At 41.2% G+C, this 15,979-nt stretch carries 19 protein-coding genes and 1 tRNA gene; 10 read left to right on the top strand and 10 right to left on the bottom strand.

The genetic code is table 11. The features are described from left to right. Positions 1–9: 9 nt before the first annotated feature. The 5 genes from A9176_RS00605 to A9176_RS00585 all read right to left on the bottom strand — a co-directional run bounded on the left by A9176_RS00605 (position 10) and on the right by A9176_RS00585 (position 4,018). Positions 10–831, bottom strand: coding sequence for an IS3 family transposase (locus tag A9176_RS00605; protein ID WP_157093711.1), 822 nt, complete (start codon positions 829–831; stop codon positions 10–12). A gap of 29 nt (positions 832–860) precedes the next feature. Then, positions 861–1,367: a transposase gene (locus tag A9176_RS00600; RefSeq protein ID WP_077281831.1), complete on the bottom strand. Its 507-nt coding sequence runs from the start codon at positions 1,365–1,367 to the stop codon at positions 861–863. A 61-nt stretch (positions 1,368–1,428) separates the two neighbouring features. Next, a complete protein-coding gene (locus A9176_RS00595; RefSeq protein WP_068851862.1) occupies positions 1,429–1,893 on the bottom strand; it encodes a substrate-binding protein in 465 nt (154 codons plus the stop codon). 12 nt (positions 1,894–1,905) lie between these two features. Next, entirely contained in the window at positions 1,906–3,132 is a 1,227-nt protein-coding gene (locus tag A9176_RS00590; protein WP_068851865.1) for an ABC transporter permease, read from the bottom strand. Next, positions 3,125–4,018, bottom strand: a complete 894-nt coding sequence (locus tag A9176_RS00585; RefSeq protein ID WP_077281859.1) for an ABC transporter ATP-binding protein — start codon at positions 4,016–4,018, stop codon at positions 3,125–3,127. Before A9176_RS00585 ends, A9176_RS00590 begins: the two co-directional genes overlap by 8 nt. A gap of 354 nt (positions 4,019–4,372) precedes the next feature. On the opposite strand from A9176_RS00585, the gene A9176_RS00580 reads away from it, so the two are divergent. Beyond that, positions 4,373–4,444 (top strand) — tRNA-Glu (locus tag A9176_RS00580). A gap of 427 nt (positions 4,445–4,871) precedes the next feature. Here the strand turns inward: A9176_RS00580 and A9176_RS08790 are convergent. Both A9176_RS08790 and A9176_RS00570 read right to left on the bottom strand, forming a co-directional pair. Next, a complete protein-coding gene (locus A9176_RS08790) occupies positions 4,872–5,027 on the bottom strand; it encodes a hypothetical protein (RefSeq protein WP_167604546.1) in 156 nt (51 codons plus the stop codon). Between the two features lie 70 nt (positions 5,028–5,097). Continuing rightward, entirely contained in the window at positions 5,098–5,688 is a 591-nt protein-coding gene (locus tag A9176_RS00570; RefSeq protein ID WP_068851875.1) for a DUF4352 domain-containing protein, read from the bottom strand. Between the two features lie 338 nt (positions 5,689–6,026). On the opposite strand from A9176_RS00570, the gene A9176_RS00565 reads away from it, so the two are divergent. Further along, on the top strand, positions 6,027–6,308 hold the full coding sequence (locus A9176_RS00565) for a DUF2087 domain-containing protein (protein WP_068851878.1): 282 nt from the start codon (positions 6,027–6,029) through the stop codon (positions 6,306–6,308). A 113-nt stretch (positions 6,309–6,421) separates the two neighbouring features. On the opposite strand, the gene A9176_RS00560 is transcribed toward A9176_RS00565, so the two are convergent. Continuing rightward, positions 6,422–7,519: a DNA/RNA non-specific endonuclease gene (locus A9176_RS00560; protein WP_242943228.1), complete on the bottom strand. Its 1,098-nt coding sequence runs from the start codon at positions 7,517–7,519 to the stop codon at positions 6,422–6,424. A 235-nt stretch (positions 7,520–7,754) separates the two neighbouring features. Between A9176_RS00560 and A9176_RS00555 the strand changes: the two genes are divergently transcribed. Continuing rightward, the gene (locus A9176_RS00555; protein ID WP_068851884.1) at positions 7,755–7,985 is read left to right on the top strand and encodes a CsbD family protein; all 231 of its coding nucleotides are present in this window, start codon (positions 7,755–7,757) and stop codon (positions 7,983–7,985) included. 45 nt (positions 7,986–8,030) lie between these two features. Here the strand turns inward: A9176_RS00555 and A9176_RS00550 are convergent, their stop codons facing one another. Next, entirely contained in the window at positions 8,031–8,576 is a 546-nt protein-coding gene (locus A9176_RS00550) for a GNAT family N-acetyltransferase (RefSeq protein ID WP_010001438.1), read from the bottom strand. Positions 8,577–8,797: 221 nt separating this feature from the next. On the opposite strand from A9176_RS00550, the gene A9176_RS00545 reads away from it, so the two are divergent. From A9176_RS00545 to A9176_RS00525, 6 genes are all read left to right on the top strand, one after another. After that, complete coding sequence (locus A9176_RS00545) at positions 8,798–9,079, top strand: lactococcin 972 family bacteriocin (RefSeq protein ID WP_077281857.1); 282 nt, start codon at positions 8,798–8,800, stop codon at positions 9,077–9,079. A gap of 15 nt (positions 9,080–9,094) precedes the next feature. Next, positions 9,095–11,101: a hypothetical protein gene (locus tag A9176_RS00540; protein WP_077281856.1), complete on the top strand. Its 2,007-nt coding sequence runs from the start codon at positions 9,095–9,097 to the stop codon at positions 11,099–11,101. Further along, positions 11,098–11,568 carry an ATP-binding cassette domain-containing protein gene (locus A9176_RS08855; RefSeq protein WP_077281855.1) on the top strand — a complete coding sequence of 157 codons (471 nt, stop codon included), beginning with the start codon at positions 11,098–11,100 and terminating at the stop codon, positions 11,566–11,568. The genes A9176_RS00540 and A9176_RS08855 overlap by 4 nt, the downstream gene beginning before the upstream one ends. Then, positions 11,565–11,720: a hypothetical protein gene (locus A9176_RS08850; protein WP_157093689.1), complete on the top strand. Its 156-nt coding sequence runs from the start codon at positions 11,565–11,567 to the stop codon at positions 11,718–11,720. The genes A9176_RS08855 and A9176_RS08850 overlap by 4 nt, the downstream gene beginning before the upstream one ends. 96 nt (positions 11,721–11,816) lie before the next feature. After that, the gene (locus A9176_RS00530; RefSeq protein WP_172412926.1) at positions 11,817–12,311 is read left to right on the top strand and encodes a GNAT family N-acetyltransferase; all 495 of its coding nucleotides are present in this window, start codon (positions 11,817–11,819) and stop codon (positions 12,309–12,311) included. A gap of 161 nt (positions 12,312–12,472) precedes the next feature. Beyond that, a complete protein-coding gene (locus A9176_RS00525; protein ID WP_010002201.1) occupies positions 12,473–12,793 on the top strand; it encodes a DMT family transporter in 321 nt (106 codons plus the stop codon). A 62-nt stretch (positions 12,794–12,855) separates the two neighbouring features. On the opposite strand, the gene A9176_RS00520 is transcribed toward A9176_RS00525, so the two are convergent. Beyond that, entirely contained in the window at positions 12,856–14,769 is a 1,914-nt protein-coding gene (locus A9176_RS00520) for a glycoside-pentoside-hexuronide (GPH):cation symporter (RefSeq protein WP_077281854.1), read from the bottom strand. Positions 14,770–14,938: 169 nt separating this feature from the next. Here A9176_RS00520 and A9176_RS00515 point away from each other — a divergent pair, with 169 nt between their 5' ends. Then, complete coding sequence (locus tag A9176_RS00515) at positions 14,939–15,955, top strand: LacI family DNA-binding transcriptional regulator (RefSeq protein WP_077281853.1); 1,017 nt, start codon at positions 14,939–14,941, stop codon at positions 15,953–15,955. The last annotated feature ends 24 nt before the right edge of the window (positions 15,956–15,979 follow it).

Below are 15,979 nucleotides of genomic sequence, written 5' to 3'. Positions count from 1 at the left end.
TTTAGTTCATTAAGCGGCCAGTTGTCGGTATTCTACCGGTGAGTGGCCGTTTAATTTTGTTTGGATGCGTGTGTTGTTGTAATACAGTATCCACTTTTTAACGGCCTCTATCAACGCTTTAGCTGATGAATACTTGTTTAGTGGCCCGATTTCAACTTTAAGCTTATTGAAGAAGCTTTCCATCACCGCATTGTCTAGAGCAGTCGCACGACGCGACATGCTTTGGATAATGTGGTTTTTCTTTAGTGTTTTACGCCATGTTCTGTGGCGATATTGCCAGCCTTGATCCGTATGAATTGTTGTACGATACGAAAGTTTTGGCAGTTGCGCTACGAGCTGATTAAGCGGTTGTAAGGTAAAGGCGAGATCTGGACGCGTGCTAATGGCATAGGTAAGAATCTCATTGTTATACATATCAAGAATCGGTTCTAAATAGACCTTTTCACCAGTCGCTGAAATCTTAAATTCAGTAACATCGCTAGCTAATTTTTGTAATGGCCGATTAGTCTTGAAACGACGGTGAAGCTTGTTCTTCACACGTTTTCCTTCAGGTCCTTTGGATGAATCATACTGACGTGATTGCTTATTGTAGCCAACACCCTTTAGCCCCATTTCATGCATTAGCCGTTGTACTTTCTTGTGATTTACCGCTTTAAACGCTGGTTGTTGACGTAACTTTAAATACACTCTTCGCACACCGTAGTGATTATCAGCTTCCCAGATTGTCCTAATAGCCGCACGAAGGGGTGCATCAGGGTCATCATTTTTAAACTGTCGTTTCCAGTAATGCACTGTACTTTCTGCGATTGGCAGAACCTTTAGGATAGCCACCAATTTAAATTGCGCCTCGAGCCGGCAAGCTACTTCTGCGAGTTGTCGGTTCGTTGCTGAATCGAGGCTAATAATTTTAACGCTTCATTTTCAATCTTTAGTCGTAGGTTTTCGTCTTCTAGTTGGGCAATGTGTTTTTCAGTTTCTGTGAGCTGTTTTACTTGCTTAGGTTTCTTATTAGCCATTCTAGGTGATCGTCCTTTTTGAATAGATAATAACCCATTTGGCCCTAGTTGTGAATAGATCTTCTTCCACGAAACAATTTGGGCAATGCCTGTATAGCCGAACTTAGCAGCCACTTGACTATGAGAAGCGTTATTTTGAATGGCCCATGATGCCACTTTAATCCTAAATTCAGGTGTGATTGCTGGTGGATTAAATAATATATCTGATCCAAAACTTTTGTATGCGGCAATAAGCATGCGAAAGACACTGTTAGCAATACCATATCGAGCAGTAATGCCACGTATGGAATATTTTCCAGACAGATAATCTTGAATTGCCTGAAGTTTAATTTGTTTTGAAATTTTAGTCATAAATAAAACCCCGAAAGTTGCTTTAACTTTCGGGGTACGCCACAACATTGTCGTAGTTTTTTTATTGTGTCAGTTGTTGATCTTGGGCAATGATCCATGCATTGAGGTCGGAATCATCAATGCGGGTGGGGTGTTGTTTCAAAAATTGCCGGTAAAGTGTGGCAATACGTTTGCTAAAAATGAGTGTATTGGGTGGTGTCAGTGAATCATCGAGTAGCTGATAAGAACGAATCGCATAACTGATAAATGCCAGTGTTTGGGCTAACTCGTTATCGGATAATCCATGTGCTTCTGACAGATAGTGTCGACGTGCGGCATAGCCTAGGGCTTGTTGAAAGCGATTTAAGTTATCCGGCTCAATCTGGCCCTCGGGGCCGATGGCAATCATGGTTGCTTTGAAGCTGGCAATCGCATCTGGTGTCGCTTTGTTGGTGAGTTCAAAACGTTGAAAGGGTATCCCGTCCGATGTGGTGCGGGTTTCAAAGGTATACCATTTTTTATTGGTGAGAAAGAAAGGCGTTGTCATAAGGACCTCAGTTTAATCGTGGTGTTTGATGTTTCGGATGAGTTGCGCCATAATCTTGTCATCGCTGTATGACAAGACGTTTTTCGCGTAAATACCACGGCCAAACCAAGCTAGAAGGACTAGCGCAATGGCCGACAAAGCCAGGGCCACAATGGCAGCTGGCCAGGATTCGACCTTAGTAACCAGGCGGACAGGCATCATACTTTGTGAAATAAATGGGACGTAACTTAAAATTTTAATCACGATATTGTTTGGCATGTTAGTCATAAAGTAACTAAAGAAATAACCAATCATGGCCAGCACCGTCACGGGGCCAACAGCTTGTTGAACTTGTGAATTATCATTAACGAGGGAAGCAATAATTGCCGTCAGCACGAGATACAAGGCCACGGCTACTAGAATAAAGCAAACAGCATAAACAGTAAATCCTACAGTGATACCGGAGAAGTTATGCGCAATCTCAGCAACTGCTACATTATTTTTAAAGATAAGATAGGCAATAATACCGGCAACCAAGTAAAGGAGCATGTGTGTGAGTGTTAGCGCAAAAATACCAATGATTTTACCGAAATATTGAATATTTGATGATGTCGCAGCCAACAAGGTCTCCATAATACGTGACGACTTTTCGTTGGCGATTTCTGTGGCAATCATTGAGGTATACCACATCACGACGACCATCGTGATCACGCCAATGGCAACAGCAATGCCGTAGTTGGCCATTGATGAATTATCGCCATTTGTGGTACGGTTGTCAGCTTGCTTGACAACAGACTTTAACTGATAAGGCTGTATCAATGCTTGGGTCTGTTCAGGTGTGAGACCGTACTGGGCTGCTTTTTGTGTGCGGGCCAGATTACCTAAGACACTGCTGATTGCCTCTTGATTGATTTTATTACTCTTAGGCTGTGTTGTGAGCGTGGCACCATTAGCATTAAAAGTCAGCACACCGTCAAGAGTTTGCTTGTCGAGTGCTTTGTTTGCTTGTGCTTGTGTTGTTATACGTGATACTTTCAGGTCGAGACTTTTTTCGCTTTTAATCATGACTTGGCGTACAGCAGGATTACCAATGACGGCTACATTTGGAGTGGTATTGCCTTGCATTTTTGTAATGCCAAAGACAATCGCGGCAATGATGCTAGCAAAAATAATTGGCGAAAGGACCAAAAGCCAATAACCGCGCGATTTGAAATGATTACGGTACGTCTGTTTAATGACGATCATGAGTCCATTAGGCATTGTGAGCGACCTCCTGTCGGAAAATATCATCTAGTGTTGGGGGTTGTTGAGAGAAGGCCGGAATGTAGCCGTTTCGGGTAACATAGTTGAAAATATCATGACCCACAGCTTCATCTGTGACAACGAGGTCAAAGCCTGCGCCGCGTGGAGTGACACTAACAACCCCTGATAACTGGGCCAACTCGGCTTGTGTGAAGGGTCCTTCAACGTAGATTTTTGTCCGACCAAACTGTTCACGAATTTCTTGCACGCCGCCTTGTAGAATAACTTCACCTTTTTTAAGCATGGTGAGTTGGTCTGAAATTTTTGTGACGTTGTCCATATCATGACTTGAAAAAATAATCATGGCACCTTGATCGCGCATCCGGATGATTTCGTTCATCATGATGCTGGTGTTGACAGGATCAAGCCCAGAAAAGGGTTCATCTAAAATGATAAATTCAGGATTGAAAATGAGCGAGGCAATCATTTGGACTTTTTGCGCATTACCTTTTGACAAAGACTGCACTTTGTCCGTTGCTTTGCCCACAACATCAAGTCTTTTCAGCCAATCAGCTAATGCTGTTCGGGCATCTGCTCGTCGCATGCCGTGTAGTTCAGCGAAATATAGTATTTGCTCTTCAATCGTTAACTTTTGATACAAGCCACGCTCTTCAGGGAGAAAGCCAATACGTTGTTTATCCTGTTGCGTGATGGGATGATTATCCCAAGTGATTGTGCCGGAAGTCGGCGTAATGAAGTTAAGAATCATACGGAAAGTTGTCGTTTTACCGGCACCGTTTTGTCCGATTAACCCCATTACTTGACCGGACTCAAGTGTCATGTTTAATTGGTTAACGGCTAATTTGCTGTTGAACTTCTTAGTGAGTTGGGTCAGTTGGATCATACTGTGCTCCTTATGTTAACTGCGTCTGTAACGATTTAAAGGGGGGAATTGTGGCTCAAAGTTCGTCATATAAATGATACGAATTTTTGTTTTGTTGCTTTGCCGACACTTGCCGTATTTGGCTAATTATCTACAAGTCATCAGTCGCGTATTATACAATTGATACTTTGAGTGTAGCGAACTTAACATTAAATGTAAAGGCAAGGGCCAAATGTGTGATTGGTGGCCTCTGATGCTTGCTTAGGGCAAGCGTTGCGCCATAATGGTCATTAGCGCAGGTTTAATCGCACGAGTCGGTTTTTTGATTGCTTGTTGACGAGGCAGTATTTTTTCGGTATACTTATATTTTGTTATGGCGCTATGGTCAAGTGGTTAAGACGTCGGCTTCTCAGGCCGAAATCGAGGGTTCGATCCCCTCTAGCGCTATTCTAGCCGCTCTATCAGGTTTACTGGTAGGGCGGCTTTTTTGTGTTAAAACGTCCAGTTTAGTGATTATTGCTTATCTCGATATTTGTTTAAACAAAGCAAATATATCAGGACAATTGAATAGATACAAAGCCATTTGTAATAAAAATCACCCTGTGTGATGAACAAGTTCAAGAGAAAGCCGATTAGCAATACACTTAAAATAAATACGATATATTGTGTTGACCGTAATTGATTGACAAACTTGACGACACCATCATTTTTAGCTTTTTGTTTTTCAAAAATAAAATTGAATAAATTGAAAATTAAGAACCAAAAAATGAGCGTCATGATGAATTTGACTGTTAAATATAGCATGATATCCCTTTCTAAAAATCACGTCTTATGATCGAGTAGGTGATGTTTGTTGTGACCCGAGTGAGCGGCATCAGCGCAATAGTCGATATGCTAAAATGATCAGTCCGATAATGAGCAAGGCATAACCGATATATTTTTGATAGGTTTGGCGTGGGTTTGGTTTTTTTGATGCGCCAATCAGTAGGGCAGCAAACAATAGAAAAGTAACTTGTACTGTTGTCGTCATAATCATCTCCTGTGTGCGATCAGAACGTGGTGGTTAGCCTATATATGTACGCCCAAAAGGGCATAAGGGATTAGTCGAGGTCAAAGGTAATTTTCTCATCTTTTGAGAATAGTGACCCTGTGTAAATTAGCTTGAGTTTATCTGTTTGGACGGCTTGACCGACGAGTGTACCAGTAACGGAAGCGCCCTTGGTCAGGTCGCCGGACTTCAAATCATCGCCCACAACTTTGTGACCATTATCATCTAGCACAATTTCGGTTAGGTCAGTTTGGTTGCCATTGTCGTCCAATTTGAAATCTAATGGATTGTAGCTGACTTTGTTGCGATCGACATTAGTAATAGTAACATTCACCATCACGAACATCTTGCCAGAATCTGGTGTTGAAATTGAACTACCGTTATAATAGTCCACTTTATTGAGTTTTAAAGTAACGCCATCTGCCTTGACAGTGTCACCAACTTTGAATGTTTGGTGGTTAACCTTAGCTGAAGAAGTTGTTTTATGTTCAGAGGAAACCTTTTTTGCGCTGTCGTCAGCGCGACCAATTGCCGCAATCACAAGCACGACAATGATCGCTAGCGTCCAAAACCAACCACGCTTATAAAATGGCTTCTTTTGAACGTCTGTGTTGCCATTCTCATCAACAATCTTTTTCGCCATGAAAAAATCTCTCCTTAGCCTTTTAGTGTGGTTGCTCAGCACATGTGATGTTAGGGATTACAGGCTAGTTAACATGTTTGGTAAATGTTTAACGTTTAGCATTTTAAGACGCAGTAACTCACCGGATTGCGTCGATGTTAGATAAACTTAAATAGGAAAATGATATTTTATATTGCAATTTTATTATTAAACCAGTATTGTGTCAACGCAATCTGACACATGCACGCATTAATCAAGTCGCTAATCAGGGCTTGTCGATTTTACTAGAATTAAAATTTAATGAGGTTTATAATAGAGACAACTTAATATTAGAATTGCAGAAAAACGGGAGAGAACAAATGACACAGGGGATTACAGCCTATTTAAATGACGATGGGGTCTTGATACAATGGCCAGCGAAATACCATAAAAAGCGTGACGTGATTGCTTATTTAGCCAGTAAGTTTGACAGTGATAAAATGTACGATGAACAGGACGTTAATTTAGTATTGCGGCGTTGGTCCGATTATGCGGACTATCCACTGCTAAGACGCGCATTAGTAGATTTTGGTTTGCTAACAAGAGATGCTTATGGGCGAACGTACCAATTGTCATCCGAAGTAAATAGTTTAGAAAACTAGTAACAGTGCTTGAGTAGTTTTAAAGACGTGTTGTGATCAGCACACGTTCGCAGATGATGACTCAAAATAAAAAAGCGCTTATGCGCTTTTTTATTTTGTCGTCGTATGGTAATTTATTGGACTTGCCAATGATAACCTGCTGGCAATGCACCACCAGGTGCAACACGTGTTGAGTGGCCTTTGCGGGTTTGCCAAGTATAGCCATCTTGAATAGCCCATTTGTATGCCCCAGTATTATTAATGTTACCAGTGGCTGGTGCGGGGGCGACAGCTGTTTGGGCCGTCGCTGCCTGAGATTGCGCTGCTGCTTGTTGCGCAGCGGCCTCACTAGCGGCGCGCGCAGCACTTTCTACAGCAACGCTTTCCGCAGCAGCTTGAGCGGCTGCTGCTGCGTTGGCCTTAGCTTCGGCTTCAGCTTTGGCCTGGTCAGCTGCTTCTTGTTCAGCTTTTAGTGTTTTTGCTTTATTGAGTGTGTTGCGTGCGGTACCATTACTGTAATCAATAATGGCATTTGGACTATCATTATTGAGGTAGACGACCGTCGCATCATCATTTCCATTTTCTTCACGATATGAGTGGAGATTAATTTTGACTTTTTCACCACGCGGATTGTAGCCAACATAAGCCAAGCGTACTTGTCGTGGTAGTAACTCATCGTTGCGATACAATGGTGTCACTTGATAATCGAGGCGATAGCCTTTGTGTGTCTTTAACCACTTGGCCAGATGATTTTCATAATAAAGCATGGATTGCTTATTAGCAGCATTCATGCTTTTAAGGGCACCGGCATTTAAATAAGCGGTTTCAGGTACTAAATTTTTAGATTCGTCATTGAGACCGCTGAATTGATAACCGACTAAATGGCCACGATTGAATAACCACTCTTTACTGATTTTACCGTTACTTTTTTCATATTTGAAACGATAGTTGTGCCAACCAACTGGATTGTAAGTCAAACGTGCTGCGCGTTTGGCAGTTGGCTTATCAGTATTAGCCAACTGAATATGTGCATCCGTTGTCCGTTGTTTGTCATCATGATCACCTAAGACAAGCTGTTTAGATTGACTGAAGGCCAACGGCCGCTGTTCTGCACCCGTCAGTGTTGCATCGCGATAGGTTTGGTCAGCGGCAACTGGGGCAATTCCCATTAAGCCAACGAGACTCGAAAAAACAGCCAAAATGACTGTCCGTTTTATGTGTTGAAACATCATATTCTCCTAAATTCTCCCGAAAAATAGTAATCTGTTGAATGATCCTTTTTTAAGGAACATTTATAAGAATTATTATAAGATATTTGCAAAAAATTGTATATCTATTTTAGTTTGAGCATGATTAAAGACAACATAACCGTTTGACCATAGCGATTAGGCCCGCAATTTTTATAAATGGCAAATTTATGATAAAATAGAGGGGTACCATCAAATAAAACTCAAGGAGAACATGTTCATGTCAGTTGAAGAAAAGTTTGATAGCGCCAAGGACCAAGTTGTTGGTAAGGTGAAAGAAGTAGAAGGTAAGCTTACCGGAGATAAGGTACGTGAAGCAGAGGGTAAAGCCCAAGGCGTACTTGGCAAGGTGAAAGATGCCGTGTCAGATGTTAAAGAAGACGTTAAGGATGCTGTTAAAGAAGCAGCCGATGACTACAAAACCGATAGCGAAAAAGAAATTGATCAATAAATTTAAAAAAGCCCAACAGGCAGTTTAGCCTGTTGGGCTTTTTGTTTAAGCACGAGACGTTAATTGTGAAAAAGGTATAAACGGTGCGGGCGTATCGGTTGGTGTTGCTAAGGATTTTTGTAACCAGGCAACATCAAGCCATTTACCATGTTTAAAACCAACTTGTGTTAGTTGGCCCACTTGGTGATACCCAAAATGTTCATGAAAAGCAATACTACGTGTATTTTCAGCAGTAATGACAGCGATGGTTTGGATAACATTTTGCTCTTTCAGATATTGTTCGAGTGCTTGGTAAAGTTGCTTGCCCACACCACGTCCCTTTGCAGTCGAGCCAACATAGACGCTGAGCTCAGCAGTCCATTGATAAGCTTCGCGTTCGTTTAAGGGGTGCGCATAGGCATAACCTAAAATTTTGTTGTTATCTTCAGCAACAAGATAGGGGTGTGTCTGTAGTGTTGTCGTGATGCGTTGTTCAAATGTTTGCAGACTGGGGATGTCATATTCAAAAGTAAAGGTGCTATCCAATACGTAAGGGGCATAAATATCAAGTAACTGTTGGGCATCATTTTTGGTGGCAATTCGAATGATCATCACATACACTCCGTTTGATTAATGTTCACAGTATAGCATACGTTGCGAAGAGAAACAGCCAGTAGGTGATAAAAATACATAGCATTAATTTATTACAATGTCAATAAATTGTTTGGAGGATCAAAGTGAGAAATTTATTGACAAAAAACGACACGGTATTGTTTATCATGTTGATAACGGTTGTTAGCAAACGCCGTTAGAAAGATGAGGTATTATTCTATATGAATAAATTTAAAAAAGTGGTGTTAACTGGTGTCATAGCTAGTGGCATTTTTTCGGGTATTAGTTTTGCCCATGCGGACCAAGTAGGTGGCGGCGAGTGGCGCCATGGGGTTGGGAGTTATTATGTCTGGTCGTATTACTTTCATAATTACCGTAACCACAGTTCGTCGGTTTCGGGTCAATATTTTGCATCGAGTGGTCGAACAAGTCCAGGATATGATGCACAAGCTTCAGCTCCAAAGAGTTTGTTTGGTAATAGAGCATATTATGATTTCTGGTGATGTGGTTAAGCGCGGATGAAACGTTTACGTCAATTAAGAAATAGTGTTTATATTATCTTTATTTTCCTCGTTAGTGTGATATCTGTGGCGGCCGCCATGTCGTATGCGAAGGATGCGGCCTATTTTGGCACACCGACAAATATTTCAATTGTGAATAATAGTAGTGATTTACGTACTGCCACATTGAATCAAGCGATTGCCGCGTATGCAGATACCCATGATTTAGTGATTATTAAACGTGTATATCCAAAAATTGATGGCAAAATCATCCCGAAAAGTTATATACTTGGGCATCAAAAACAACACATGATTGGGGTACCAGACGCTAGTATTGAACATCGAAAAAATATTGCAGATCGTGATGTGTTGTCTGATTACGGTGTGTTTGGGAAGGGGAATCATCAAGGATTTTTGGCATTTTTGTCTAAAAAAAATATTCAATTTATGGTGTATAATCCAACAGCTTTGTCAGCAGTGGTATCAGATCTCACAGGACAATTGGCTGTTTCACGACTAGATATCTTGTTAGTGATGATACTCTTAGTCATTGTGATATTGAATAGTTTCATTATTTTTAAACAACGACGGCAATTTGTGATACAACAACTTTTAAAGGGACAAACCAAAGGGACTGCCGTATTGACGATTTGGTGGTCTAACATAAAGGTCTATGTTTATGCTTATCTCGTTGGACTACCCATTATTGTTGGTGTTTTATGGTTGTTGTTACCGGAGATGCTCACTTATGAATTAATCATCGTTAACGTGATGTTGTTACTATTTTTTGGTGCTGTTGCTGTTAGTACGCTTATTTTAACGATTTTGTTCAATCGTGGGCAACTTGTAGCGGTTCTGAAAGGACGCGGGAAGCAAATCTTGATTCCAATCGTATCTTGTGTCATTTTAGCACTAACATTTATGAATTTTGTGACAACACTAGATTTGGCACAAAAAGAAAATCGACAAATTGATTTAATACGACAAGGGCAACAAAAATGGGAGCAAATAGCTCATTTTTCAGTTTTAACCATGCACACAATGTCCAAACAAGATGATGTGCAGATCAAAACGAGTCACTTATTGCTGAATCAGATCGATGAATCACAACTGTTAATGAGCATGTTTGCACCATTCCAAGGACCAAAAATAACCTTGGGGCGGGATCAACTTTACGCACGTGATATTTATGTCAATCCCACTTATTTTAAGTATCAACAGGTACGATCAGTTACTGGAAAGCGGTTAACAGCAGATGATTTTCATGCACCCGTCACGTTATTGACGACAGAAAATTTATCGCCGACCCAAATACAGGAAAATTATGCGATACCCAATGGCATTGACGTCGCAAATATCGTAATCAAAAAAATGCAACCGACGTCAACCTATGTTTTTCTTAATGCGACGCAGGAACAGTCATTTGCCTACCAAAAACCAAAACATATACTGGTGATAAATTTTCATGCTGTACAGCGTGATGCCTTAGCGCATTTAGATAACAGTGGGACAGTTGCGACAGAAAAACCAAGTCAATCGATTGTGCAGAATTTGTTGCCGTGGTTGTCACAACGCAACGTCATGGTTAACTTGGCTTCTGAGGAAAATAAAAACCAAGTCATGACGGTTTTAGGACCAAATATTCAAGACATCAGTAGTACGAACAAGCTGCGGGTAACCTTGAAACAGACCTATTTATTGCGTAAAAATGTCTTATTGGGGAGTTTGATACTGGCAATTTTGGTGGTGTTATTGTGTGGCCTGTTTACTATTTACATCATATTTATGGCTTATCGTCGTTCATTGTTTGTAAAACAAGTTTATGGCATATCATTTATTAATCGCTATCGTCACATTTATCTCATGTTATCGTGTGCGTTGTTACCAGGCATCTTGTACGCAACTTCAAAACCTGGCGTCTTGATAACCGTTATTTTTGTCATGAGTTGTCTGTTATTGTTTTTCACGTACCGCATTATGGTGAATGAAAGGCAAAGCTATTTAATACTTAAGGGAGAGTTATGACGCTAGTTTTGGAAAATGTGAGTAAGCAGTTTGGTAAGCACCAGGTTATTGATAATCTGTCAGTTGTGTTTCAGCCTGGTATGAAATATATTTTGCGCGGGCGCTCTGGAGCTGGGAAATCGACAATTTTAAATATAATTGCACGTTTTGATGACGATTATCAAGGCGACATAACGTATGATAGTGGTAATCTGAAAACCATCAAAAAAAGTCGGTTTTATCGTGACTATTTGGGTTATCTGTTTCAAAATTATGCGTTGTTAGAAGATCAAACAGTTTTTGATAATTTAGCGCTTGTTTTTCGACACCGTATTCAAAAGCGAGATACGGAAGAGATGAAACAGGCATTAGAGGCTGTGGACTTATCTAAATCCTACTTGAAAAAACATATCTATGAATTATCTGGTGGTGAACAACAGCGTGTTGCAATAGCCCGCTTAATATTAAAAAACCACGCATTATTTTGATTGATGAACCAACAGCTGCATTAGATCACGATACTGCGACGGATATTTTATACCAGGTACTGGATCGTTTGATTAACGACCAGACCATCATGATTGTTGCTACCCATGATCCTTTAGTTATTCAGTGGGGGGATGTGATGATTGATGTTTAACATGGGGCCTATGCTGTTCGTCATTCATGATAGGGCATACAAAAAGTATATGGTTTGCTATAATAATCGTAATTGAAAGGATGGATGGGTTGACACATGCAGTTTAGAAACGCGACACACGAAGATATTGAGATGATTTTGACAATTGAAAATCAAGGCTTTAACCAAGATGAGGCGGGAACGAGAGACCAATATCTTGATAGAATTGCTAATTTCCCAGAAACATTTATTGTGGCTGAAGATGAACAGGCAGGTGTTCTCGGCTTTATTTGTGGACCAGCTGTCAATCAGCGTTTTGTTGAAGACTGGATGTATGAAGAAAATCCGAAAAATATCGCCCAAGGGGGCTATCAGACCGTGCAAACAGTCGCAGTTCATCAAGCTGCCCGTGGTCTTGGTTTAGGGAGTCAATTATTGGCACAGTTAACAACGCGTGCGCAAGCAGCTGAGCGTGAAGCCATCGCTTTAACGTGTTTAGCTGATCGTATTCCTTTTTATGAAAAAAACGGCTTTACGAATCTCGGCCCATCACAATCTACTCATGCTGGTGAGCAATGGTACAATATGGAAAAGATCTTACAGCATGCCTGAATTTTTAACGTCTGGGCCAGTACCAGACGTTTTTGCTATATGGCGGGAATATTGTCTCGGTTAGATAACCATGGTAGACTGACAGTTAGGATATAACGTTGGCTAAGTCAGTTATAAATTGTCGACTAATCCAAGTGCAGCATGATTAAGGAGATAAAAATATGTCATGGGTATATCTATTGTTAGCCGGTTTATCAGAAATTTTGTGGGCGACGACGATGAAATTAAGTCAAGGCTTCACTAAAGTTGGCTGGGTGATTGTGACGATTATTGGGCTTATTGCCAGCATGGCGTTTTTAATCCAAGCCGTGAAACAGCTACCCTTTAGTTTGGCCTATCCAATTTGGACAGGAATTGGCGCTGTGGGGTCTGTTGTGATGGGTGTTGTGTTGTTTCGAGATCAATTCCCGCCAGTTACCTGGTTTTTTATTGGGTTACTCATTGTCGCTATTATTGGGATAAAAATAACGGCTGGCGAATAAAATATAAAAAACGCGTAATTGCTACAGTGACAAACTGTAGCAGCTACGCGTTTTTGATTACGTTAATCATTAAATTCTAATAAGATATCGTTTTTGGATACTTGTGATCCAAAGGCCTTTTTAAAGGTTAATTGTGGCAAGGCATTGGCATTAGTGATCGTTACCATCACAGTGTCATCTAGCTGTGCATCTTGAATGGCCTTGTCCCAGAATTCGATGAGCAAGTCACCTCTCTTCACACGTTGGCCTTTATCAAAGCAAGTAATGAATCCGGTACCTTGCATGGATACGGTGTTAATACCAATATGGATTAGCGTGACCACACCTGAATCAGATTCAATACCGACCGCATGACGTGTTGAGAAGGTTGAACGAATCACACCATCAAATGGGGCGTAAACACGGCCATCGGTTGGTTTAATGGCAAATCCTTCGCCAAGCGCACCTGAAGCAAAGGCAGGATCCGAGACGGTTGCTAAAGGTTCTAACGTACCGGCAATTGGCGCATAGTATTGTGTGTGTGCTTGATCCAAATCAATGAGATCTGACTGACTATTTTCAAACTTTTTACCCCAAGTCTTTTCGAGTTGGTCAACAATTTCGGCATGTTTGTCTTCTGTTAACGTGACACGACGATAAAAGACGAATGCACCAATTGAAACAATGATAAAGGGTAGGCCAAACATAATGATTTTAAACGTGAGTTGGCCAGAAGGGGTGATCGAGCTGGCAGTTGCACCAGTTGTCATACCGGCAGCAACCGCAGTCAAACCAACCGCACCGTTTGAGATCGCACCGGCTAATTTATCTAATAAAGGCCGAACAGAAAGCGTCAAAGATTCGTCACGATGATTGAGTTTCAATTGGCCATATTCAACAGAATCGGAAATGAGCATCAAGACAACCAAGAAAACGAGGGGTTGTGGCAAGGCAAACAATTCTGCTGCAATCAATACGAGCGTTAACGAACCGCCAGCAAAGGAAAATAGGATGATGCCAGAAAGCATGATGGCAATACACCAGAAGAATAGCTTACGACGATTAAGTTTATCAGATAGGGTTGGGAATAGGGCAACGGCCACTAAGCCAGTGACAATGTTTAAGCCGGCTAAGATTGAGAAGGCACTAGAGTTACCCAGGATAAATGTGAAATAATAAAGTTCTAACGAATTGACAAGGGTCACACCTGTTGTGTAGAGTCCGTATGCTAAGGCAATCCACATCAATTGATCGTTGTGCGTCAAAATGTGAAAGACTTGCTTGAAGGTGGTACGTTCTTTGTTTTGACGTAAGGTTGAATCAATTTCTTTAGTTCCTAGGCCAACAACAATTGAACTGATCCAGGCAACAGTTGCAACAATCACGGCAAACCAGAACCAGCCTCTTGAGTCACCGGTACCGCCATTGCTCTTCATTGAAAAGAACAATACCAGTGGCATCACCACAACGCCGACCAAGTTACCACCGATAGTTGAGCCGATACGGGCAAGCGTTGCCGTCTTTTCACGTTCACGTGAATTCAGAGTCAAAGCGGGGATCATTGACCAGAAGCCAATATCCTTAAATGAATAGAAGATATCCATTGTGATATACACGAAGCCAAAGAGCAAGAGGTACAAAAACGGATTGCTCTTATTGATACCGCCCATATTTGTAAACAAAATGATCAGGGCAATGGAACCGATGGTCCCACCAACGACGACCCAAGGTTTAAACTTTCCCCAGCGCGTCACGGTATTATCAATCGCGTTACCAATAAATGGATCAATAATTAATTCCACAAAACGCAGGACGAAAATAATCAGAGTGATATAACTAATCATCCGGTCATTTTCGGCGGAATTACCGGTGTTAAACAAATGTGTCGTGACGAACATGATGAAGTACGTCGACAATGTCGCAAAGAAGACATCGTTACCAAATGCACCAAAGGCATAAGATAGACGTGATGACATAGTATGTTTGTTAGAAGGCATAGCTCGTTCTCCTTTTTAATATCAGCTAACACAAACATTGTAAGCGCTTTCAAATTAAAAGACAAGACTTTTACTAAAATTTTAGTAAAATATAGCAGTAATAATTTTTTGTAGTAGAATAAAAGATAACGATATTTTCGTGCAACTATGCACACAGTGGAGAGCGTCTATGGTAACTATCAAACAAATTGCGGAAACGGCTGGCGTGTCGTCGAGTACGGTGTCGCGTATTTTAAATGACGATACAAGCTTGTCTGTTTCATCAGCAACACGACAGGCTGTGCTAGAAACGGCGCATCAGTTAAAATATGTGAAACGGCGCAAAGACACGTCGATGAAAAAAGTTTGTCATGTGGCTGTGATTACGGTTTTTTCGGAAGCGCGTGAGGCAACGGATGCTTATTGGCGGCAAATTTACTTAAGTATTGAAAAACATGCCCGACAGATTGGGGTTGTGATTGACGATGTGATTCGCATGGCGCAAGGGATTGATCAACAAACAATTGCGGCGTATGATGCCATCATTATATTAGGGGATATTTCCCAACAAGCCATTTTTACCATTAAACAAATGAATCCACATTTAGTTTTGGTTGATAGCAAAGCACATGATGATGATATTGATGTGGTTGAGCCAGAAATGGCCAAGATGACGGCGAAAATTCTAGATGATTTTTATACTGCCGGTCGTCGTCATATTGGGTTTATTGGTGGCACAAATGAATTGTTTGAGCTAGATGGTACTACCAAGGGGAGTGCGGCAGACGTACGAGAAACGGTGTATCAACAATGGATTGCAGCCCATCAGCTAACACCCTATATTTACACAGGGGCTTGGCATGTTGAGACAGGGAGCCAAGGGGCTACGACATTATTAGATGACGAACCAGACATTGATGCGCTGTTGGTTGCCTCGGATCCAATTGCCATTGGCGCTATCAATGCGTTGAAAATGCGCGGACTTGAGCCTGGCAAAGACATTGACATTGTCAGTTTTGATAATTTAGAATTGGCTGCCTACTTGGTACCAGCTTTAACAACTGTTGATTTAAAGCCAGAAATATTAGGGCAACAAGCGCTCATACAGGCTTGTGATTTAGCCCAAAATAAGCGGGATTGGGCAGTCTGGACAACGATTCCAAGTCGGTTGATTTACCGCGAAACGCTCACAACAACGAAAAAGTAAGCGTTTACATTTTAGTAAAATAAT

Source organism: Leuconostoc garlicum, assembly GCF_001998805.1.
Taxonomy (GTDB): domain Bacteria; phylum Bacillota; class Bacilli; order Lactobacillales; family Lactobacillaceae; genus Leuconostoc; species Leuconostoc lactis.
This window is presented reverse-complemented; position numbering and strand designations above follow the sequence as displayed.